At 63.3% G+C, this 21,698-nt stretch carries 21 protein-coding genes; 17 read left to right on the forward strand and 4 right to left on the reverse strand.

Annotated features, from left to right (window positions below):
* Positions 1 to 13: 13 nt before the first annotated feature.
* The 3 genes from XI06_RS33650 to XI06_RS33660 form a co-directional block, all read right to left on the reverse strand.
* Positions 14 to 976 (reverse strand): ABC transporter permease, encoded by a 963-nt coding sequence (locus XI06_RS33650; protein WP_237889581.1) that lies wholly within the window; start codon positions 974 to 976, stop codon positions 14 to 16.
* Position 977: 1 nt separating this feature from the next.
* Entirely contained in the window at positions 978 to 1,958 is a 981-nt protein-coding gene (locus XI06_RS33655) for an ABC transporter permease (RefSeq protein WP_237863682.1), read from the reverse strand.
* A 131-nt stretch (positions 1,959 to 2,089) separates the two neighbouring features.
* Positions 2,090 to 3,688 (reverse strand): ABC transporter substrate-binding protein, encoded by a 1,599-nt coding sequence (locus XI06_RS33660; protein ID WP_237863683.1) that lies wholly within the window; start codon positions 3,686 to 3,688, stop codon positions 2,090 to 2,092.
* 375 nt (positions 3,689 to 4,063) lie between these two features.
* On the opposite strand from XI06_RS33660, the gene XI06_RS33665 reads away from it, so the two are divergent.
* Genes XI06_RS33665 through XI06_RS33690 form a run of 6 tightly spaced genes read left to right on the forward strand, consistent with a single transcriptional unit; the run spans position 4,064 to position 11,704 of the window.
* On the forward strand, positions 4,064 to 4,321 hold the full coding sequence (locus tag XI06_RS33665; RefSeq protein WP_128953009.1) for a DUF6489 family protein: 258 nt from the start codon (positions 4,064 to 4,066) through the stop codon (positions 4,319 to 4,321).
* On the forward strand, positions 4,321 to 5,121 hold the full coding sequence (locus XI06_RS33670) for an alpha/beta hydrolase family protein (protein ID WP_237863684.1): 801 nt from the start codon (positions 4,321 to 4,323) through the stop codon (positions 5,119 to 5,121). Before XI06_RS33665 ends, XI06_RS33670 begins: the two co-directional genes overlap by 1 nt.
* A gap of 46 nt (positions 5,122 to 5,167) precedes the next feature.
* Positions 5,168 to 6,718 carry a wax ester/triacylglycerol synthase family O-acyltransferase gene (locus tag XI06_RS33675; RefSeq protein WP_237863685.1) on the forward strand — a complete coding sequence of 517 codons (1,551 nt, stop codon included), beginning with the start codon at positions 5,168 to 5,170 and terminating at the stop codon, positions 6,716 to 6,718.
* Between the two features lie 18 nt (positions 6,719 to 6,736).
* Positions 6,737 to 7,732 (forward strand): alpha/beta fold hydrolase, encoded by a 996-nt coding sequence (locus tag XI06_RS33680; protein ID WP_271607305.1) that lies wholly within the window; start codon positions 6,737 to 6,739, stop codon positions 7,730 to 7,732.
* A gap of 31 nt (positions 7,733 to 7,763) precedes the next feature.
* Positions 7,764 to 11,000, forward strand: coding sequence for a bifunctional cytochrome P450/NADPH--P450 reductase (locus XI06_RS33685; RefSeq protein WP_237889583.1), 3,237 nt, complete (start codon positions 7,764 to 7,766; stop codon positions 10,998 to 11,000).
* 29 nt (positions 11,001 to 11,029) lie between these two features.
* Positions 11,030 to 11,704, forward strand: a complete 675-nt coding sequence (locus tag XI06_RS33690; RefSeq protein ID WP_237863688.1) for a spermidine synthase — start codon at positions 11,030 to 11,032, stop codon at positions 11,702 to 11,704.
* On the opposite strand, the gene XI06_RS33695 is transcribed toward XI06_RS33690, so the two are convergent.
* Positions 11,701 to 12,660, reverse strand: coding sequence for an alpha/beta fold hydrolase (locus XI06_RS33695; RefSeq protein WP_237863689.1), 960 nt, complete (start codon positions 12,658 to 12,660; stop codon positions 11,701 to 11,703). The two genes, XI06_RS33690 and XI06_RS33695, sit on opposite strands and share 4 nt — an antisense overlap.
* Before the next feature lie 130 nt (positions 12,661 to 12,790).
* On the opposite strand from XI06_RS33695, the gene XI06_RS33700 reads away from it, so the two are divergent.
* The 11 genes from XI06_RS33700 (at position 12,791) to paaD (ending at position 21,698) form a co-directional block, all read left to right on the forward strand.
* Positions 12,791 to 13,171: a hypothetical protein gene (locus tag XI06_RS33700; protein WP_237863690.1), complete on the forward strand. Its 381-nt coding sequence runs from the start codon at positions 12,791 to 12,793 to the stop codon at positions 13,169 to 13,171.
* On the forward strand, positions 13,168 to 14,250 hold the full coding sequence (locus tag XI06_RS33705; protein ID WP_237863691.1) for a PHA/PHB synthase family protein: 1,083 nt from the start codon (positions 13,168 to 13,170) through the stop codon (positions 14,248 to 14,250). Before XI06_RS33700 ends, XI06_RS33705 begins: the two co-directional genes overlap by 4 nt.
* A complete protein-coding gene (locus XI06_RS33710) occupies positions 14,247 to 14,840 on the forward strand; it encodes a GNAT family N-acetyltransferase (protein ID WP_237863692.1) in 594 nt (197 codons plus the stop codon). Before XI06_RS33705 ends, XI06_RS33710 begins: the two co-directional genes overlap by 4 nt.
* A 227-nt stretch (positions 14,841 to 15,067) precedes the next feature.
* Positions 15,068 to 15,523, forward strand: coding sequence for a phasin (locus tag XI06_RS33715; RefSeq protein ID WP_237863693.1), 456 nt, complete (start codon positions 15,068 to 15,070; stop codon positions 15,521 to 15,523).
* A gap of 199 nt (positions 15,524 to 15,722) precedes the next feature.
* Positions 15,723 to 17,009 (forward strand): DUF445 domain-containing protein, encoded by a 1,287-nt coding sequence (locus tag XI06_RS33720; protein WP_237863694.1) that lies wholly within the window; start codon positions 15,723 to 15,725, stop codon positions 17,007 to 17,009.
* Positions 17,010 to 17,211: 202 nt separating this feature from the next.
* On the forward strand, positions 17,212 to 17,982 hold the full coding sequence (locus XI06_RS33725; RefSeq protein WP_237863695.1) for an esterase/lipase family protein: 771 nt from the start codon (positions 17,212 to 17,214) through the stop codon (positions 17,980 to 17,982).
* Between the two features lie 209 nt (positions 17,983 to 18,191).
* Positions 18,192 to 19,058: a phenylacetic acid degradation operon negative regulatory protein PaaX gene (paaX, locus tag XI06_RS33730; protein WP_237889584.1), complete on the forward strand. Its 867-nt coding sequence runs from the start codon at positions 18,192 to 18,194 to the stop codon at positions 19,056 to 19,058.
* 76 nt (positions 19,059 to 19,134) lie between these two features.
* A complete protein-coding gene (gene paaA / locus XI06_RS33735; protein ID WP_237889585.1) occupies positions 19,135 to 20,127 on the forward strand; it encodes a 1,2-phenylacetyl-CoA epoxidase subunit PaaA in 993 nt (330 codons plus the stop codon).
* 10 nt (positions 20,128 to 20,137) lie between these two features.
* Complete coding sequence (gene paaB, locus XI06_RS33740) at positions 20,138 to 20,425, forward strand: 1,2-phenylacetyl-CoA epoxidase subunit PaaB (RefSeq protein WP_008136594.1); 288 nt, start codon at positions 20,138 to 20,140, stop codon at positions 20,423 to 20,425.
* Positions 20,425 to 21,201: a 1,2-phenylacetyl-CoA epoxidase subunit PaaC gene (paaC, locus tag XI06_RS33745; protein ID WP_237889588.1), complete on the forward strand. Its 777-nt coding sequence runs from the start codon at positions 20,425 to 20,427 to the stop codon at positions 21,199 to 21,201. Before paaB ends, paaC begins: the two co-directional genes overlap by 1 nt.
* Positions 21,195 to 21,698 carry a 1,2-phenylacetyl-CoA epoxidase subunit PaaD gene (gene paaD / locus XI06_RS33750; protein WP_237870572.1) on the forward strand — a complete coding sequence of 168 codons (504 nt, stop codon included), beginning with the start codon at positions 21,195 to 21,197 and terminating at the stop codon, positions 21,696 to 21,698. The genes paaC and paaD overlap by 7 nt, the downstream gene beginning before the upstream one ends.

A 21,698-nucleotide genomic window follows, 5' to 3' on the forward strand; every position in this document is an offset into this window, starting at 1 on the left:
GAACGCTGTAGACTCATCGGAGTTTGGGGTTGAGCGCGTCGCGCAGCCAGTCGCCGAGCAGATTGATCGACAGGATCAGCGCCGCGAGTGCGATCCCGGGGAAGGCGACGATCCACCATTCGCCTGCGAACAGATAGCCGTTGCCGATGCGGATCAGCGTGCCGAGCGACGGCATGGTTTCGGGCATGCCCGAGCCGAGGAACGAGAGCGTTGCCTCGGTGATGATGGCGAGCGCGAGGTTGATGGTGGCGATCACGAGGATCGGCCCCGTGGTGTTCGGCAGCACGTGGCGCAGCATGATCACGGGGGCGGGAAGGCCGATCAATTGCGCGGCCGCGACGTAATCCTTGTTCTTCTCGACCAGGACCGAACCACGCACCGTACGCGCATACTGCACCCAAAAGCTTAGACCGATCGCGAAGACCAGAACGGCCAGCATGCTCATCTCGTCGAGCTTGTTGCCAAAGACCGATTTGGCAATGCCGTTGATCAAGAGCGCGATCAGGATGGCCGGAAACGAAAGCTGCACGTCGGCAATGCGCATGATAAGCCCATCGACGGCGCCGCCGAAATAGCCCGCCGTCAGCCCAAGCAGGATGCCGATCGCGCCGGACAAAACCACGCCGAGCACGCCGACGAGCAGCGAGATGCGCAGGCCGTAGAGGATCGCCGACAGCACGTCGCGGCCCTGCTCGTCGGTGCCGAGCAGGAACGGGCTCTGGCCGTCGGCGGTCCAGAGCGGCGAGATGCGCGAATTCATCAGCTGGAGCTGCGCCGGGTCGAACGGATTTTGCACCGATAGCACCGAGGCGAAGATCGCGATCAGGAAGAACAGCAGCGTCACGCCCGCTGCGATCATCGTGATCTTGGAGCGACGGAACGAATAGAACAAGTCGCTGTCGAGCGCGCGCCTGAACCAGCCAGGCGCCGCCGCAGCTCGCTTCTCGGTCGGGTGGGGAACGACGGCTTCGCTCATGTCAGTGTGCCCGGCTGACCGTCGAGCGCAGCCGCGGATCGACGATGGTGTAGAGGATATCAACCACGAGGTTGATGGTGACGAAGATCAAGGACACCATCATCAAATACGCTGCCATGATTGGGATATCGACGTTCTGAACGGCCTGCACGAACAGGAGCCCCATGCCAGGCCATTGGAACACGGTTTCGGTGATGATCGCGAAAGCAATGACCGAGCCGAATTGTAGACCTGCAACGGTGATCACGGGAACCAGCGTGTTGCGCAGCGCGTGTCCGAAATGGATTGCCCGCGTGGTCAGACCGCGGGCGCGGGCGAAGCGGATATAGTCGGTTCGCAGCACTTCCAGCATCTCGGCGCGCACCAGCCGCATGATCAGCGTCATCTGGAACAGGCCAAGCGTGATCGAGGGCATGATGAGCGCCTTCAGGCCCGACAGCGTCAGCAGCCCCGTCGTCCACCAGCCGATATGCACGACGTCGCCACGGCCAAACGAGGGCAGCCAACCGAGCGTCACCGAGAAAAGGTAGATCATGAGAATGCCGATCAGGAAGGTCGGCAGCGAGATGCCGATCAGCGAGACGGCCTGGAAGATGTGCGCGAGCCAGCTGTCGCGGCGAAGCGCCGAATAGACCCCCATCAGGATTCCGCTAATCATCGCGAAGATGGTGGCGCAAATCGCGAGCTCCAGCGTTGCGGGCATCCGCTCCATCAGCAGGTCGGAGACGGGCAGGCGGAACTGGTAGGACACGCCGAATTTGAACTGCGCAGCGTTGCCGACGTAGCGGCCGAACTGCACGATGAAGGGATCGTCCAGGCCGAGCGATTTGCGGATCGCGGCGCGCTCGGCGCCTGAGGTATCCATTCCGACCATCTGGTTCACGGGGTCGCCGGCGAAGCGGAACATCGAAAATGAGATGATCCCGACGGCGATCATGACACCGATGGCCTGGATGGCTCGGCGCAGTGTGAAAGCGAGCATCTGTTCCTTTCACATCTCTTCAGCAGCACGCATCATTGCGTTAACCTGAAACGGCAAGTCTTCCAAATAGCAAGTCCCGGAAGCCAGATCTTGAAAGCGATGGCTTCCGGGACTTCACAAGAGGTCGATACTTACTCTTCCTGCTTGGTCGCCCAGTAGAGCATGACCATGTTGTCCGCACGCTGGGTCAGCTTCACCTTTTTCGATACGCCCCAGGCAAGCGCCTGCTGGTGCAGCGGAATATAGGCCCAGTCCTTCATCGACAGCTCGAAGGCCTGCTTGATCAGCTGATCGCGCTTGGCCGCATCGGACTCCACGAGAACCTTGTCGGCGAGCTCGTCGAACTGCTTGTTGCAATAGCCGGCGAGATTGGCTTCGCCGCGGTTGGGATCCTTGGGATCGTCCCGGCAGCCCATGATGTCGTGCAGCACGTTCTGGGAATCGAGCGTATCCGGGGTCCAGCCCAGCAAGAACAGCGAGGTCTTGTAGCCGCCGGGCTTCAGCACCTTGGCGAAATACTGGGCCTTGGGCTGCGCCAACAGATCCACCTTGATGTTGATGCGGGCGAGCATGCCGACGATCGCCTGGCAGATGGCCGCGTCATTGACGTAGCGGTCGTTCGGACAGTCCATCGTCACTTCGAAACCGTCGGCATATCCGGCGTCCGCCAGAAGCTTCTTGGCGGCGTCGGGGTCGAACTTCGGCCGGATTAAGTCCTTCGCGGAAAAGATCTCTGGTGCGACCATCAGTGCGGACGGCGTGGACAGCCCGCGCATGACGCGATTCTTGATCAAGTCGACGTCGATCGCCCGGTAGACGGCTTCGCGGACGCGAACGTCCTTGAACGGGTTCTTGCCCTTGACGTTCGAATAAAGGAGCTCGTCGCGCGCCTGATCCATGCCGACGAAGATGGTGCGGAGTTCAGGTCCGGTCAGGACGGTGGCATTGGGGCTCGCCTTCACGCGCTCGATGTCCTGCACCGGAACTGGCTCGATCACATCGACCTCGCCCGACAACAGGGCCGCGACACGCGTGGCGGGGTTGGCGATCGGCGTGAAGACGATCTCCTTCAAATTATGTTCCGGCTTGCGCCACCAGTTCGGGTTGGCCTTGAAGACAGTCTTCACGCCCGGCTGATGGCTCTCGATGGTGAAGGGCCCGGTGCCGTTTTCATGCAGCGAGGCGTAGCTCGGGGTCGTCGCGGCCGCGGGCGTCGGTGCCACCGCATCGTTCGCCTCTGCCCATTTCTTGTCCATGATGTACCAGGTCGCCCACAACGCGGTCAGGATCGGATTGGGCGAGGTCAGGACGAAATCGACGGTGTAATCGTCGATCTTGACGACCTTGGCGTCGGCAGGAACGCGGCTCTGGAAGTTCGAGCCTTTCGCTCGCACGCGCTCGGCCGAGAATACGACGTCATCAGCGGTGAAGGGGTCACCGTTGTGGAATTTCACACCCTTGCGCAGATGAAAGCGCCAGCGTGTCGGCTCCGGCGTCTCCCAGCTTTCGGCGAGCGCCGGGATGATCTTCAGGTCCTTGCCGCGGGCCACCAGGCCCTCATAGACATGGCCGAGATGCGCACTGGTGGTCGACTCATTCAGCGTGTAGGGATCGAGCGACTTCAGCTCACCCTGGTTGGCGTAGCGCAGCGTCTGGCTCGACGCCGGCGAGACCGCCAACGCAACCACACCGGCGAGCGTCGCCGCAAACAAACTTCGTCCGACTGACATTCTTGACCCTCTCCACTCGCCCGCACCGTGATTTTTGATTGTTCGGTGGGGATGATCGATCCATGTTGCCCAGAGTTCTCGGCCCGTGCAAGCGCCATTCCAGCAAGGAACGCGCCAAGTTGCGCCGCTGTGCAGCAATGCTGACCAGCTTTTAGGGGAGAGAGGCGTGCGGGCGACATTGGACTTTCGGCCCGGTCAGGCCTCGAAAATGAGGGTGGAAACGGTCCGCCAGCGCCCGTTCGCGCCGACAATTTGATTGACCATATCCGCCGGTTGCGGAAGCCGGCTCCCCGTCCCCCGGCTCAGGTCGCTTGCGTCGCACACCGTGTCGCGGTGATACTGCGTGACGCCGCTCGAATCTCATCCGGAGGGGACATGAAAGTTAACATCGAAATCGACTGCACCCCCCTCGAGGCCCGCCAGTTTTTCGGATTGCCTGATGTGTCGCCGATGCAGACCGCGGTGATGGACAAGCTCCAGCAGCAGGTTTTGAGCAACATCGAGAAGGTCTCGCCGGAATCGCTGATCCAGAGTTGGTTCACCTTCGATCCCAAGCTGGCGGAACGGTTTCAGGACATGTTCGTCACCATGGCCGGTCTCGGCGCCCCGCGCAGCGGCGACAAGAAGAAGTAATGCCCGACGCGCGCGACGGAGCGCCAGGCTCGGACGGGCTTCGTCCGCCAGCCCTTGGCCTGCTGCTCGCCGAGGCGCGCAGTCTGTTCGAATTCAACGCCAGCGTCCTGCTGTCACCACTGCTGATGCGCGCGCCCAGGGGCGATGGCCATCCGGTGCTGGCGCTGCCGGGCTTTCTCGCCAGCGATCTGTCGATGGCACCGATGCGGCGCTATCTCGGCGGACTCGGCTATGAGGCCCATGCCTGGCGGATGGGTCGAAATCTCGGCGGGCTGGCGCGGATGCGGGAAGCCTTGCGCGCCCGTCTCACCGAGATCCATGCCGCAACTGGGCGCAAGGTCAGCCTGGTCGGATGGAGCCTCGGCGGTGTCTATGCTCGCGATCTCGCGCTGCAGGCGCCCGAGCTGGTCCGTTATGTCATCACACTCGGCAGCCCTTTTGCCAATGATGTGCGGGCGACCAATGCGACCGCGCTGTACGAGGCGCTATCCGGCGAGCGGGTCGAGGACTTTGCCGAGCTGCGCGAGGCGATCGCCGGGGATCTCAAGGTGCCGGCGACATCGATCTATTCGCGCGCAGATGGCGTCGTGAATTGGCGGACCTGCCTGTTGCGCCCCTCCGAGCGCGCCGAGAACCTCGAAGTGTATTTCGCCAGCCATATCGGGCTCGGGGTGAACCCCGCGGCGTTGTGGGCCGTGGCCGATCGCCTGGCGCAACCGGAGGGGGAGTTCTGGCCATTTGATCGGGCCGGACCGTTTGCCATTGCATATGCCCCGCCGGAGCGGGCAATATCGGCCTGACGAGAAGCGCCAGCAAGGCGCCAGTCGAATATGAGTGGAGGGAACTATGGCTGACGGTAAGAAACTGTCGTCGCTGGACGCATCATTTCTCTATCTGGAAACGCCTGAGATGCCGATGCATGTCGGCAGCATGGCGATCTTTCGCCTGCCCGACGACTACAAGGGCGACTTTTTCGAAGACTTCAAGGCGATGATCGTCTCGCGGCTGCACATCGCGCCGATCCTCAAGGCGCGCCTGGAGAAGGCGCCGCTCGACATTGATCATCCGACCTGGGTTGAAGACGACCAGTTCGACATCGACCGTCACATCTTCCGCGCCAGCCTGCCGGCGCCGCGCGACCGCGCCACGCTCGAACGCATCGTCGGCTGGATGCATGCCAAGCTCCTGAACCGTGCCCGCCCGCTCTGGGAATTCTATGTGTTCGAAGGCATGAAGGACAATGAGGTCGGGCTCTATTCCAAGATGCACCATGCCGCCATCGACGGCGGCGCCGGCGCGGCCCTGACCAACATGATCTACGACATCTCGCCGATCCCGCGGAAGGTCGAGCCGCCGACGGGCGCGTCCAAGCCCGGGCAGGAGCCGCGCGACATCGCAGCCAACCTGCTCGATTCCTATCAGCAACTCTTCAGCCAGCCGCTCGAAGCGTCGGCGGCTGCGAAGAATCTGCAGTTGCCGCGCACCGGCAAGAGCGACATCGGCTCGATCCTGTTCGACAACGCGATGTACCAGATCGAGAGCGCAGTACGCTTCGCCGGAAATATTCCAACCATGGTCAAGAGCGTCTCCGACGTTCTCGGAAAGATCTCCGATCCGAAGTCGCGCGAAAGCCTCGCCAGCATGGTGTCGCCGCCGACCATGCTCAACAAGACGATTTCATCGGAGCGGAGCTTTGCCGGCGTGTCGATCTCGCTGTCGCGCTCCAAGGCGCTGGCCAAGCAGGCCGGCGGCAAGCTCAACGACGTCGTGCTGGCGCTCGCCTCCGGCGTCGTCCGCCGCTACCTCCTGCAGTACGGCACGCTGCCGGCGAAATCGTTGACCGCTGCAGTGCCGATCTCGCTACGCGAAGAGGGTAACACCGAGGCCAACAACCAGGTGTTCGGCATGATCTGCTCGATCGCGACCAATATCGCGGATCCCAAGGCGCGGCTCGAGGCTATCATCGCGCAGTCGACCAAGTCCAAGGAGATGTCGCATCCGTTGCGGGCCCTGATGCCGCAAGTCTCCAACATCTCGATGCTGGGGACTCCGATCATCGTCCAGATCCTGGCGCTGCTCTACAGCCGCTCGGACCTGTCGGATGTGCTGCCGCCGGCGGCCAACATCACCGTGTCCAACGTGCCGGGGCCGCGGCAGACGCTCTATGCGGCCGGCGCCGAGCTGTTGCACATCTTCCCAGTGTCGATCTCGACGCACGGGCAGGCGCTCAACATCACCGTGCAGAGCTATCGCGACCAGCTCGATTTCGGCTTCATCGTCGGCGCCAACATCATTCCGCATGTGCAGGTGATGTGCGACATGCTGCCGGAGGAGTTCGCTGCGTTGGAGGCGGCCTATGCGCCGCCCGCGGCCGAAGTCAAAGGCGCGGCTGAATAGGAAGTCAGGATTATTGCAATGATCGAAATGCCGCTGCTCAAGTTCGCGCAGACGAACGGAATCCGCATGGGCTATTACGAGGCGGGCCCAGTAACTGACAAGCCGCCGGTTGTCTTGTGTCATGGCTGGCCCGAGCTCGCCTTCTCCTGGCGCCACCAGATCAAAGCGCTGAGCGAAGCCGGCATCCGCGTGATCGCACCGGACCAGCGCGGCTATGGCGCAACCGACCGGCCAGAGCCGCTCGAAGCCTATGACATGGAGCACTTGACCGGCGATCTCGTCGGGCTGCTCGATCATCTCGACATCGAGAAGGCGATCTTCGTCGGCCACGATTGGGGCGGCTTCGTTGTCTGGCAGATGCCGCTTCGGCACCCTAAGCGCGTTGCCGGCGTTGTCGGTGTCAACACGCCGCACTGGGACCGTGCGCCAATGGATCCGATCGCGCTGTTCCGCCAGCGCTTCGGCGACGACATGTACATTGTCCAGTTCCAGGATCCCGCGCGCGAGCCGGACAGGATTTTCGGTAGCCGCGTCGAGCAGACCTTTGATGCCTTCATGCGCAAACCGTTGGCGCGGCCGGCGGCGAAATCAGAGGAGCCGCCGATCGCCGGCGTTGGCGCATCGTCAAAGACCAATCTGGCGTTTCCTCAGATGATCGCGGCCTATGATGCCAAGGTCGATCCGCGTACGCCGATCCTCTCGGCAGACGAGAAGAAAGTATTCGTCGACACCTTCACGACAACCGGCTTCACCGGCGGCATCAATTGGTATCGTAATTTCACCCGCAATTGGGAACGCTCGAAGGGGCTCGATCACCACATCACCGTGCCGTCGCTGATGATCATGGCCGAGAACGACGCGGTGCTGCCGCCGTCGGCGGCCGACGGCATGGAGAGACTGGTGGCTGACCTCGAGAAATACCTGGTGAAGGACAGCGGCCATTGGACGCAGCAGGAGAAGCCGGAAGAGGTCAGCGCCATCTTGATCGAATGGCGTAGAAGGCGGTTTGGTTAGCTCGTCATTGCGAGCAGGGGGAAGCGTAGCAATGTCATCGAAGAACCGTCTGGACCCGATTCCGCAGCCGCCGACCAAGCCAGTGGTCGGCAACATGCTGTCGCTGGATTCGGCTGCGCCCGTGCAGCATCTGACGCGACTTGCCAAGGAGCTCGGCCCTATCTTCTGGCTCGATATGATGGGCTCGCCGATCGTCGTCGTGTCCGGCCATGATCTCGTCGACGAGCTCTCCGATGAGAAGCGCTTCGACAAGACGGTGCGCGGTGCGCTGCGGCGTGTGCGTGCGGTCGGCGGCGACGGCCTGTTCACGGCTGATACCAAGGAGCCGAACTGGAGCAAGGCGCACAACATCCTGCTCCAGCCGTTCGGTAACCGCGCCATGCAGTCCTACCATCCGAGCATGGTCGATATCGCCGAGCAGCTCGTCCACAAATGGGAGCGTCTGAACGCCGACGACGAAATCGACGTCGTCCACGACATGACCGCGCTGACACTCGATACCATCGGCCTCTGTGGCTTCGAATACCGCTTCAACTCGTTCTACCGGCGCGACTACCACCCCTTCGTCGAGTCGCTGGTGCGCTCGCTCGAAACCATCATGATGACGCGCGGCCTGCCGTTCGAGCAGCTCTGGATGCAGAAGCGCAGAAAGACGCTTGGCGAAGACGTCGCCTTCATGAACAAGATGGTCGACGAGATCATCGCCGAGCGCCGCAAGAGCGCGGAAGGCATTGACGACAAGAAGGACATGCTCGCCGCGATGATGACCGGCGTCGACCGCTCGACCGGCGAGCAGCTCGACGACGTCAACATCCGCTACCAGATCAACACGTTCCTGATCGCGGGCCACGAGACCACCAGCGGCCTTTTGTCCTACACGCTCTATGCGCTTCTGAAGCACCCGGATATTCTCAAGAAGGCCTATGACGAGGTCGATCGCGTCTTCGGCCCAGACGTCAACGCGAAGCCGACCTACCAGCAGGTCACGCAGCTCACTTACATCACGCAGATCCTGAAGGAGGCGCTGCGGCTGTGGCCACCGGCGCCGGCCTACGGCATCTCACCACTGAATGACGAGACCATTGGCGGCGGCAAGTACAAGCTCAGGAAAGGCACGTTCATCACGATCCTGGTGACCGCACTGCATCGCGACCCCAGCGTCTGGGGACCCAATCCCGATGCGTTCGATCCCGAGAATTTCAGCAAGGAAGCCGAAGCAAAACGGCCGATCAATGCCTGGAAGCCGTTTGGCAACGGCCAGCGTGCCTGCATCGGTCGCGGCTTCGCCATGCACGAGGCCGCGCTCGCGCTCGGCATGATCCTCCAGCGCTTCAAGCTGATCGACCATCAGCGCTATCAGATGCACCTGAAGGAAACGCTGACAATGAAGCCGGAAGGCTTCAAGATCAAGGTGCGTCCGCGCGCCGATCGCGAGCGCGGTGCCTATGGCGGCCCGGTCGCAGCTACGGCGTCTGCGCCACGGGCACCGCGCCAGCCGACCACGCGGCCCGGTCACAACACGCCGATGCTGGTTCTTTATGGCTCCAATCTCGGCACCGCCGAGGAGCTTGCAACGCGCATGGCCGATCTTGCCGAGATCAACGGCTTTGCCGTGCATCTTGGGCCGCTCGACGAGTATGTCGGGAAGCTGCCGCAGCAGGGCGGCGTGCTGATCATCTGCGCGTCGTATAACGGCGCCCCGCCCGACAATGCGACGCAATTCGTCAAATGGCTCGGCGAGGATCTGCCGAAGGATGCCTTTGCCGGTGTGCGCTACGCCGTGTTCGGCTGCGGCAACAGCGACTGGGCCGCGACCTATCAATCGGTGCCGCGCTTCATCGACGAGCAATTGTCCATGCATGGCGCCCGCGCGGTCTATCCGCGCGGCGAGGGCGATGCGCGCAGCGATCTCGACGGTCAGTTCCAGAAATGGTTCCCAGCGGCTGCCCAGGTCGCCACCAAGGAATTCGGCATCGACTGGAATTTCACCCGCACCGCAGAGGACGATCCGCTCTACGCGATCGAGCCTGTCGCGGTGACCGCCGTCAACACCATCGTCGCCCAGGGTGGCGCCGTCGCGATGAAGGTGCTGGCCAATGACGAGCTTCAGAACAAGTCAGGGGCCAATCCGTCGGAGCGCTCGACACGTCATATCGAGGTTCAACTGCCGGCCAATATCAGCTACCGCGTCGGGGATCACTTGAGCGTCGTTCCGCGCAACGATCCGACGCTGGTGGATTCCGTCGCCCGGCGGTTCGGCTTCCTGCCGGCCGACCAGATCAGGCTTCAGGTTGCCGAGGGCCGCCGCGCGCAATTGCCGGTTGGCAATGCCGTGTCCGTCGGACGCCTGCTCAGCGAGTTCGTCGAGTTGCAGCAGGTTGCGACACGGAAGCAAATCCAGACCATGGCCGAGCACACCCGCTGCCCGGTCACCAAGCCGAAGCTGCTGGCTTTCGTCGGCGACGAGCCTGACACGCTCGAGCGATACCGCGCCGAGATTTTGGGCAAGCGCAAGTCGGTGTTTGACCTGTTGCTCGAATACCCAGCCTGCGAATTGCCATTCCACGTCTATCTGGAAATGCTCTCGCTGCTTGCGCCGCGCTATTACTCAATCTCGTCCTCGCCATCGGTCGACCCTGCGCGTTGCAGCGTCACCGTCGGCGTGGTCGAAGGACCGGCGGCCTCAGGGCGCGGCACCTACAAGGGCATCTGCTCGAACTACCTCGCCAACCGGCGCGCGGGCGATACGGTCTACGCGACTGTCCGCGAGACCAAGGCTGGCTTCCGGCTGCCCGACGATCCATCCGTGCCTGTTATCATGATTGGCCCGGGCACGGGACTCGCGCCGTTCCGCGGCTTCCTCCAGGAGCGAGCGGCGCGCAAGGCCAAGGGGGCCAGCCTCGGCTCGTCCATGTTGTTTTTCGGTTGCCGCCATCCCGATCAGGATTTTCTCTATGCTGACGAGCTGAAGGCACTGGCTGCGAGCGGCATCACCGAGCTGTTCACTGCGTTCTCGCGGGCGGAAGGACCGAAGACCTATGTCCAGCACGTGCTCGCCGTGCAGAAGGACAAGGTCTGGCCGCTGATCGAGCAGGGCGCGATCATCTACGTCTGCGGCGACGGCAGCAGGATGGAGCCTGACGTGAAGGCGGCGCTGGTTGCGATCTACCGGGAGAAGAGCGGTGGCGATGCGGCTGCGGGCGCCCGCTGGATCGAGGAGATGGGTACGAAGAACCGCTACGTGCTGGACGTGTGGGCCGGCGGGTGACCGCCAGCCAATCGTGCTAAACGTCCGCCATGATTCCCTGGGAAAAGCTCGACACCGCCAAAATCCCCGGCTCCGACGAGGAGCTCCGCCTGATGCGGCGGGGTAAGGAGTTCTCGATCAAGCTCGGCACTAACGAGCTGATGAATAACCGCCTGTCGGGCTCCGAAGCCGCGCTCGCGACGCTTGCGGCGAAGCAGATCGAGAAAGTCGCAAAGCCCGCTGTTCTGATCGGGGGCCTCGGCATGGGCTTTACGCTGCGCGCTGCGCTCGCCGTGCTCGGAAGCAAGGCAAAGATCATAGTCTCTGAACTGGTGCCGGCGGTGGTTGCGTGGGCGCGAGGTCCGATGGCGGAGGTCTTCGGCGACAGCCTCGATGATGCCAGGGTGAGCATCCGGGAGACCGATGTTGGCGAAATCATCCGTGCGAAGGACTCGGCCTTCGACGCGATCCTGCTCGACGTCGACAATGGGCCGGAAGGGCTGACGCGGAAGGGCAATGACGCGCTCTACAGTGCGAGCGGATTGGCGGCGGCGAAGGCTGCGCTGCGGCCCGGCGGTGTGCTCGCTGTCTGGTCGTCAGGACCGAACCCCGCCTTCACCAAGCGTCTCGGGCGCGCCGGCTTCGACGTCAACGAGGTCGCCGTCCGCGCCACCGGCAGAGGCGGCGGCGCGCGCCATGTGATCTGGATCGCGAAGAAGTCTTAAGCTGCCTTCGCCGCTGCACCATGCGCGTGCTTGTCGATCGCGCCGATGATCTCTGGCCAGAACCGCATCGGCAGCGCGTGGCCCATGCCCTCGATCATCAACAACTTCGCGCCATGAACTGACTCCGCCGTGTCCTTGCCGCCTTCAGGGCGGACCAGCGGATCGACCGTGCCGTGGATCACGAGCGTCGGCGTCTTCACGCCATGCAGCCGTTCCTTGCGGCTGCCGGAGGCCAGCACGGCACGGAGCTGCCGGCCGACGCCAGCGGGATTGAGCCCGCGGGCGAAGACGCGTTCGGCACGACCTGGGTCGAGCGCTTCTTCCTCGGGAAAGGAGCCGGCGCGCAAGACCTTCCAGGTCTCGCCGAAGCGGGTGACGAACTCTTCCTTGCTGCGCGGCGGCGGCGCCATTAGCATCGCGGCGGCCTCCCGCGTCGGCGGCGGCACGCGCGGATTGCCTGTCGTCGACATGATCGAGGTCAGCGAGCGCACGCGCTGCGGAAACGATAGCGTCACCTCCTGCGCGATCATGCCGCCCATCGATGCGCCGACCAGATGTGCCGATTTGATCCCGAGCGCGTCCATCAGGCCGACCGTGTCCTTGGCCATGTCGATCAGCTTGTACGTCGCGGCGACCGGAATCCTAAGGAAGCGAAGCTTGAGCAGTTCGAGCGGCGTCAGGCGCTTGCCCCCGGTCAGATGGCTCGACTTTCCGATGTCGCGGTTGTCGAAACGGATCACGCGAAAGCCGCGGGCGGCGAGCTGCTCGCAGAACGCATCGTCCCAATGGATCATTTGCGCCCCGAGCCCCATGATCAGCAGCAGCGGCTCGGCATTGTCGTTGCCGAAGATCTCATAGCAGATGTCGATGCCGTTGGCGCGGACGGTCTGCGGCGGCTGATGGGTGGAGGCGTTCACCGGATTGTTCCCCTGTGGCAGGCCGGAATTGTATCGCATGGTTTGCCGTCGCAAAGAAGCCGTGCGTGCGACATCGCCCTGTCGCTTAGCCGTTGACCGGCCCGTCGCAACGGTGTGGTATGGCGACAAAAGAGGGGCGCAAGAAGCCCTCGAGACCTGGAGGACGCCGATGACCGACAAGATCACCGACCCTGTCGCCCTGTGGCAGAAGATGGTTGGCGAGATGGAGAAGGGCTTCAACTCCTTCGCCACCAAGGCGATGGAGACGCCCGAATTCTCGCAGGCCATGAATCGCGCCGGCGGCGCTGCTGCGGGTGCTCAGAAACAGTTCGGCGATCTCATGGAGAAATATCTCCTCTCGATGAATCTGCCGAGCCGCGAGCAGATGACCGGCATTGCCGAGCGCCTGCAAGCCATCGAGGGGCAGATCGGCGAGATCAAGTCGATGCTGAGCCAGATGTCGGCGGCGTCAGGTGGATCGCCGATCGATACCGCACCGCGGCCGCCTCGCACGAAACGTCCGCCGTCCGAAGGCGGAGGGCCGAAATGAACGCGCCGACGGGACTTGATTTCGCAGCAATCCCGGAGCGCATCCAGGCCGAGGTGCAGCGCGCCATCCAGCGCAGCATCAAGGGCGTGGAATATTTCTCGACCTCCGGTCCGACACTCGGATCGACCCCAAAGGACGTGCTGCATTCGCGCGGCACGATGAGCCTCTACCACTACCGGCCGATGTCGGACGAGATCTATCGCGTGCCGGTGCTGGTCGTGATGGCGACCACCAATCGCGGCTACATCCTCGACCTCGTGCCGGGCCAGAGTTTCATCGAGTTCCTGCTGAGGCGCGGCTACGACGTCTACATGCTCGACTGGAGCGCACCGCGGCCGGAGGAGCGAAGCCTGCGCATGGAGGACTATGTCCTCGACTTCATCCCGGATTGCGTCCGCCGGGTGCAGGCCGATTCCGGCGAGCAGGACGTCTCGGTGATCGGCTATTGCTTCGGCGGCGTATTGTCGCTGCTCTACGGCTCGATCTTCCCGGACGGGCCGATGAAGAATCTGATCTGCTTCACCACGCCGATCGACTTTCGCGAGATGAAGCTGTTCTCCAATTTCTCCGACCGCCGCTATTTCGACGTCGACCGCCTCGTCGACAGCGTCGGCAACGTGCCGCCGGAGATGATCCTGTCCTCGTTCGAGATGCTTCGTCCGGCCTCGCGCGCCGCGAGCCAGATCCAGCTGTGGGAAAACATCTGGAACGACGAGTTCGTGAAATCGTACCGGATGTTCGACCGCTGGGCGACCGACACGCTGCCGCTGGCGGGCGAATATTTCCGCACCATCACCAAAGACCTGATGTGGGACAACAAGCTCTACAACGACACCATGTCGGTCGGGGGGCGGCCAGCGAAGCTCGCGAACATCAAGGTGCCGATCCTGCACGCGGTCGCCGAGCACGATCACATCGTGCCTTATGATGCGGCCAAGCATCTGATCGCGAAGATCGGCTCGGTGGACAAGGAAGAGGTGATGCTGAAAGGCGGTCACGTTTCGCTGGTCGCCGGCGCCAACGCCATCAAGCGGCTATGGCCGAAACTGGATTCCTGGCTGGGGACAAGATCGACATGAGTGAGCAGCGTTCCTATCCGCGTCACGTCAAGACTGACGCGGGCGATATCGAGATCCGCCTGATGTCGCCTGCTGATGAAGCGGCCGTGCTCGCCTTCGGCAAGGGCCTGCCGACCCATGACCTGCTGTTCCTGCCGCGCAACATCAGCGAGCCGAAGGTGCTGTCGGCCTGGGTCAAGGAGATCGAGCGCGGCGCCATTCAGAGCCTGCTCGCGGTGAAGGACGGCAAGGTCGTCGGCTGCGGCACGCTGGTGCGCGATCCGCACTCCTGGTCGCCCCATGTCGGCGAGATCCGCATGGTGGTGTCGCAGGACGTGCGCGGGAAGGGGGTGGGGAAGGCGCTGTCCCAGGAGACCTTTGCGCTCGCGCTCGGGGCGGGGCTGGAGAAGCTCTCGGTCCAGATGACGGTCGACCAGCAGGCGGCGATCGCGCTGTTCGAGAGCCTCGGCTTCAAGGCCGAGGCGCTGCTCCGGGACCATGTCCGGGACGTCGCCGGCAAGACCCACGACATCGTCGTGCTCGGCCACAACATCGCGCAGGTCCAGGCCCAGATGGAGGCGTATGGGCTGCCAGGCGCCGTCCAGCATTAAAGGCGTCGCCTACCGACCAAAACTCGAAATCAACCCCATGCACAGTAGGGCGGCGGGCCAGGGAGGCATCAGAATGCCTCCAAATAAGGCCGATCACGAATTCGTGATATCGCGATGCAACATGATTGTTGCATCGCACAATTAACTATGCCATATAAGCCGTGCCCCGGGCCATCGAGGACGGGGTGAGCCCATAGCTCAACCCAATGAGGATGGAGAGAACCCCCATGACCACCGAAACCAACACCGCCTTCGAGGGCTTCAAAGACGCTTTCAAGAACATCCAGAACCTGGAAGTTCCCGAGGCTGCCCGCGAATTCGTCAAGAAGACCGCCAACACCGCCAAGGACCGTGCTGCCGAGGTGTTCGCTGGCTCCGAGCGCGTGACCGCCGCCGTCGAGAACGCGGTGACCGAGTCCGTCACTGAAGCCGGCAAGATCAGCCGCAACATTCAGCAGGCGATCTACGAGGACGCCGAGGCGTTCTTCGCGGGTATCGACAAGCTCGCGTCCGCCAAGTCGTTCAGCGAAGCCGTCGAGATCCAGTCGAGCCTGCTCCGCGCCCGCGGCGAAGCGTTCGTCTCGCGCACCAAGGCGACCGCCGACTATCTCGGCAAGCTCGCCGCCAACGGTGCGAAGTCCGCTCAGGACAACTTTGCCAAGGTCTACAACAAGACCGCCTGATCTGGCGCCCTGAGACCAAACTGAAATTTGAGGCCCGCTTCGGCGGGCCTTTTGTTTGCGCTGCCGTCATTGCGAGGAGCTCGCGACAAAATTGCGTAGCAATTTTGCGCTGATGCGACGAAGCAATCCAGAGTCCCTCCGTGGAAAGACTCTGGATTGCTTCGCTTCGCTCGCAATGACGGAGTACTGTGATGCAGTCATGGATTCATCTACCAACTTCTCGTTTGATACACCTGCCGACGCGGAACGGGCAGCCGAGCTGCGCCGCGTCAAGGCGCTGGCGACGCTGGTGCTGGCCTCGACGCTTCTGCTGTTCGTCGTCGCGAAATGGCTGCTGCCGGTGCATCCCGCGTTCGGCTTCATCGCCGCTTTCGCGGAAGCCGCCACCATCGGCGGGCTCGCCGACTGGTATGCTGTGGTCGCGCTGTTCAAGCGGCCGCTCGGCCTGCCGATTCCGCACACCGCGATCATCCAGAGCAATCAGGCCCGCATCGCCGACAAGCTCGGCGAGTTCATCCAGGTGCATTTCCTCGAGGCTGGTCCGGTCGACGCCAAGCTGAGAGAGATCGATTTCGGCTCTTTCGTCGCCGACTGGCTGCGCGATCGCAAACGCAGCGATGATCTTGCTCGCTTTGCTCTGCGGCTATTGCCGGAGGCCGTGTCCGCGACGGAAAGCTCCGGCCTGATGACCTTCATCATCCGCCGCATGTCGACACAAATCCAGGCGATCGACCTCGCGCCGCTCGCAGCCGGCACGCTGCGCGGCTTCGTCGCGGAGGGGCGGCACCAGATCCTGTTTGACGATCTGCTGCGCGTGATGCACGAGACGCTGACCCAGAAAGAGACCATGGCAATGATCCGCGACAAGGTGCGCGCGGAGTTGCCGACCCTGCTCAACCTCTATCGCGCCGACAAGTTTCTCGTGAACAAGATTGTCTCGTCGGCAACGGCTTTCTTCAACGAGGTGCGCAGCGATCCCAAGCATCCGTTCCGCGGCGAGTTCGACCGCATGGTGCTGAGCTTCGTCGATCGGCTCGGTACCGACCAGGCCTATATCGATCGCATCGATGGCTTGAAGCGCGATTTCCTGGCGCGGCCAGAGCTTGCCGATCTCGCCCGCACCGTCTGGGCCAACACGCGCTCCTTCATCGAGCGCAGCGCATCCGGTGAAACGCAGGTGCTGCAGCATCATCTCGCCGGCATGTTCGTTTCGGCGGGCGATGCGCTCGCCGGCGATGCCGAGCTGCGCGGTGAGATCAACCAGGGCCTGGTGACGGTGCTGCGCAGCTTCGTCGCCGACCAGAAGAGCGGCGTCTCGACCTTCATCTCCGACCAGGTCAAATCGTGGGACATGGCGCAGCTGATTTCGCTGATCGAAATCAACATCGGACGCGACCTGCAATACATCCGCTTCAACGGTTCGCTGATCGGCGGGCTCGCCGGTCTTGCGCTCTACTGCGTAGAATTTCTGCTCCGATTGTTGTGACTTTTGCGTCACGCCCAACAGCATTAACGCGCGAGCCTATTGTGGCCCAGCATCTGTCCCGCTTGAATGTGTGGAACCGGCCGCCTAGCTGATTCATGTTGCGCTGCGGAACGATCAAGAAGCCGGCGTATTGGAATTCATGCCCATTGCCGGCATCGCGGCCGGCGGGCTCTTCAGGAATTCTTTCCAAGGGGATCCATTGATGACCGCTACTGCCCAGACGCTGCGTCCGCCGTCCCGTACTCTGATGTTTCTGGAAGGGCGCGCGATCCACGAGTTCGGCGCATTCCTCGGCGCGTTGCCGCTGCTGAGCCTCGCGCCGCGTGGCGACGGGCATCCGGTGCTGGTGCTGCCCGGCCTTGTGGCCTCCGATGCCTCCACGGGCGCGCTGCGCACCTTTCTGACCAGCAAGGGCTATGCGGTCAGCGGCTGGCGTCAGGGCCGCAATTACGGCCTGCGCGAGGGCGTGCAGGATGGGATGATCGATCTGGTCGAGGAGCTCAACGACACGCACGGTCGCAAGATCAGCCTGGTCGGCTGGAGCCTTGGTGGCCTCTATGCGCGCCAACTCGCCAAGATGATGCCTGAGCGCGTGCGTCAGGTGATCACCCTCGGCAGCCCCTTCGCGGGTAACCCCCGGTCGACCAATGCCTGGCGCGTCTACGAATGGGCGAGCGGACGGAAGTCCGACGAAGTTGATCCGCGCTTCGGTGGCGAGCTTGCCGTGCCGCCGCCGGTGCCAACCACCGCCATCTTCAGCCGCACCGACGGCGTCTGCGCCTGGCAAGGCTGCATGGAAAAGACCGGCGCGCAGACCGAGAGCATCGAGGTCGACAGCAGCCATTGCGGCATGGGCCATCATCCCGCCGCCGTCTACGCGGTCGCCGACCGTCTCGCGCAGAAGGAAGGCGCGTGGCGGCCGTTCGATCGCAGCGGCTGGCGCAGCCTCGCCTATCCCGATCCGCATCGGTAGCGCGCATCTTCACCTCTCCCCGCTTGCGGGGAGAGGTCGGATCGCTCTCTTGCGATCCGGGTGAGGGGGTACAGGTCTCACGTCGATCTCATTCGAGGAGAGAGGCCCCTCACCCCAACCCTCTCCCCCCGTAAGAACGGGGAGAGGGAGAGTAAGACCGTCGCTCCCATCCATTGTCCCGCCCGCACCAAACGCGCTATGCCTCGCGCATGGCGCATCCGCTTTCTCGCATCATCGATCAGCTCAAGCGTGAGCCGTCACGTACCGGCTCCATCGTCATCACGATGTTCGGCGATGCCGTCGTGCCGCGCGGCGGTTCGGTGTGGCTTGGTACGCTGCTGGCGTTCTTTGAGGGCCTCGACATCGATGGCAGCGTGGTGCGCACGGCGATGTCGCGCCTTGCTGCCGATGGCTGGCTGACGCGCGAGAAGGTGGGCCGTAACAGCTTTTATCGCCTCGCCGAGAAAGGACGTGAGACGTTCGAAGCCGCGACGCGTCACATCTACGATCCGCCGCCGTCCGACTGGACCGGGCGCTTCGAGCTGCTGCTGATCGGCAATGGCGAGGATCGCGACGTCTCGCGCGAGGCGCTCCGCAACGCGGGCTTCGGGAGCCCGCTGCCGGGCGTGTGGGTCGCGCCGTCAGGCGTACCGGTGCCGGAGGAGGCGGCAGGCGCCATCCGCCTCGAAGTCTCGGCTGAGGATGATAGCGGCCGTCGCCTGCTCAGTGCGAGCTGGCCGCTGGAACGCACGGCGGATGCCTATCTGAAATTCATCAAGACGTTCGAGCCGCTGCGCGTCGCACTCGCGCGCGGCACGGAGCTGTCCGAGGCCGACGCTTTCACGGCGCGGATCCTGCTGATCCACTATTACCGCCGCGTCGTGCTGCGCGATCCGCTGCTGCCCGTAAGCCTATTGCCGGCGGATTGGCCGGGCAGGGCGGCCCGCACGCTCTGCGGCGAGATCTATCGCGCGCTGCTTGCTCCGTCGGAACAATGGCTTGATCGCCATGGGACCAATGAAAAAGGCCCGCTGCCCCCGGCGCGAAAGCTCCTGGAAAGGAGGTTCGAGGCTTGATCTACATGTTACAGAAATATCTTGCATGACATAATTCTTGTTATATATTGCCTCCAAGAAAACGGGAGGACTGCGCATGTATACCCAGGCGCTGAATACGGCCGAGACCGACGACCAGGGTCTTGAGGACGCGGGCCGAGCCGCGCAGTTCCAGGCCCGCATCGATGCCGAGGAGCGCATCGAGCCGAATGACTGGATGCCGGCGGCGTATCGCAAGACGCTGACACGTCAGATCTCCCAGCACGCTCATTCCGAAATCGTCGGCATGCTGCCCGAGGGTAACTGGATCACGCGCGCGCCGACCTTGCGCCGCAAGGCTGCGCTGCTCGCCAAGGTGCAGGACGAGTGCGGCCACGGGCTCTACCTTTATGCCGCCGCCGAAACGCTCGGCAGCTCTCGCGAAGAGCTGGTCGATGCCATGCTCGCGGGGAAAGCAAAGTATTCCTCGATCTTCAACTATCCGACGCTGACCTGGGCCGACATCGGCACCATCGGCTGGCTGGTCGACGGCGCCGCGATCATGAACCAGATTCCGCTATGCCGCTGCTCCTACGGCCCCTATGCGCGCGCGATGATCCGCGTCTGCAAGGAAGAGTCGTTCCACCAGCGCCAGGGCTACGAGATCATGCTCACCCTGTGCCGCGGCTCGGACGAGCAGAAGGCGATGGCGCAGGATGCGTTGAACCGCTGGTGGTGGCCGGTGCTGATGATGTTCGGTCCGCCCGATGCGACCAGCCAGCACAGCGACACCTCGACGAAGTGGAAGATCAAGCGCTTTTCCAATGACGAGCTGCGCCAGAAGTTCGTCGACGCCACTGTGCCGCAGGCGCAATATCTCGGCCTTACTATTCCCGATCCCGGCATGACGCAGGATGCGGACGGGCACTGGCGTTACAGCGAGATCGACTGGACCGAGTTCAAGCAGGTGCTTGCCGGCAACGGTCCCTGCAACCGCGACCGCATGGCCGCGCGCCGCAAGGCACATGATGACGGCGCCTGGGTGCGCGAGGCCGCGGCCGCCTATGCCGCAAAGCGCGCGCAGCGTCAGACCGCACAAGCCGCGGAATAGGGAGATCAATATGGCCACGCCGAACACTCCGTTGTGGGAAGTCTTCATTCGCAGCCGCAACGGGCTCGCGCACAAGCATGTCGGCTCGCTGCATGCGAGCGATGCCACCATGGCCCTGCAAGCCGCCCGCGACATCTACACCCGGCGCGGTGAGGGCCTGTCGATCTGGGTCGTGCCGTCGACCGCGATCACCGCGAGCGACCCCGCCGAGAAGGGCATGATGTTCGAGCCGGCGGAATCGAAGATCTACCGGCATCCGACCTTTTACGAGGTGCCCGAGGAAGTGGGGCACATGTGATGCCCACTGCAAACATCCAGGTCTCCGAAACGCCGCTGGTGCTCTACGCCCTGCGCCGTGCTGACGATGCGCTGATCCTCGGTCACCGGCTGTCGGAATGGTGTGGGCACGCGCCGATGCTGGAAGAGGACATGGCGCTCTCCAACATCGCGCTCGACCTCATCGGCCAGGCGCGCGAGCTTTACAGCTACGCCGCCAAGGCCGAAGGCGGGAATAACGACGAGGACAAGCTCGCTTACCTGCGGGATGTCAGGCAGTACCGCAATCTGCTGCTGGTCGAGCAGCCGAATGGCGACTTCGCCCAGACGCTGGTGCGACAGTTCTTCTATTCCGCCTTCGCCGACCTCTATTGGCGCGCGATGATGACCTCGCGCGATACGACGCTCGCCGCGATCGCCGCGAAGTCGGAGAAGGAGAGCGCCTATCACCTGCGCCACGCTTCGGAATGGATCATACGGCTTGGCGACGGCACGGACGAGAGCCACGCACGCGCGCAACGGGCGATCGATCACCTCTGGGCCTTTACCGGCGAGATGTTCGCCGTCGATGACGGCGAGCGCGCGCTGATCTATGCCGGTATCGCCGTCGATCCCGGCACCTTGCGCGGCCGCTGGCTGACGACGCTCTCCGATGTCATCAGCGAAGCAACGCTTCGACTGCCGGAGAACGACTGGATGCAGCAGGGTGGCCGTGCCGGCCGCCATAGCGAGCATCTCGGCCACCTCCTGTCCGAGCTGCAATCGATGCAGCGCACGTTTCCGGGGCAGACATGGTGACGATGCTGGAGCGCGACAGCGAGCTGCACCAGCGCGCCTGGGACGCCGCGGCGAGCGTGGTCGACCCTGAGATTCCGGTGTTGACCATCGCTGATCTCGGTGTGCTCCGCGACGTTACCCTCGATGGTGACCATGTCGAGGTCGCGATCACGCCGACCTATTCGGGCTGCCCGGCGATGAACATGATCGCGCTCGAAATCGAGATCGCGCTGGAACGCGCCGGCTTTCGCCGTTCGAAAGTGCGGACCGTGCTGTCGCCGGCCTGGACCACAGACTGGATGAGCGAGGAAGGCCGTCAGAAGCTGCGCGCCTACGGCATCGCGCCGCCGCAATCTTCACACTCGCGCCGCGCGCTATTTGGCGAACAGACGGTGGCGTGTCCGCAATGCGGCTCGGACAAGACCGAACTGCTGTCTGAATTCGGCTCGACATCCTGCAAGGCGCTGTGGCGCTGCAAGGCTTGCCGCGAACCCTTCGATTACTTCAAGTGTCATTGA

Origin of the sequence: Bradyrhizobium sp. CCBAU 11434, assembly GCF_028128895.1 — a bacterium.
Lineage (GTDB): Bacteria > Pseudomonadota > Alphaproteobacteria > Rhizobiales > Xanthobacteraceae > Bradyrhizobium > Bradyrhizobium zhengyangense.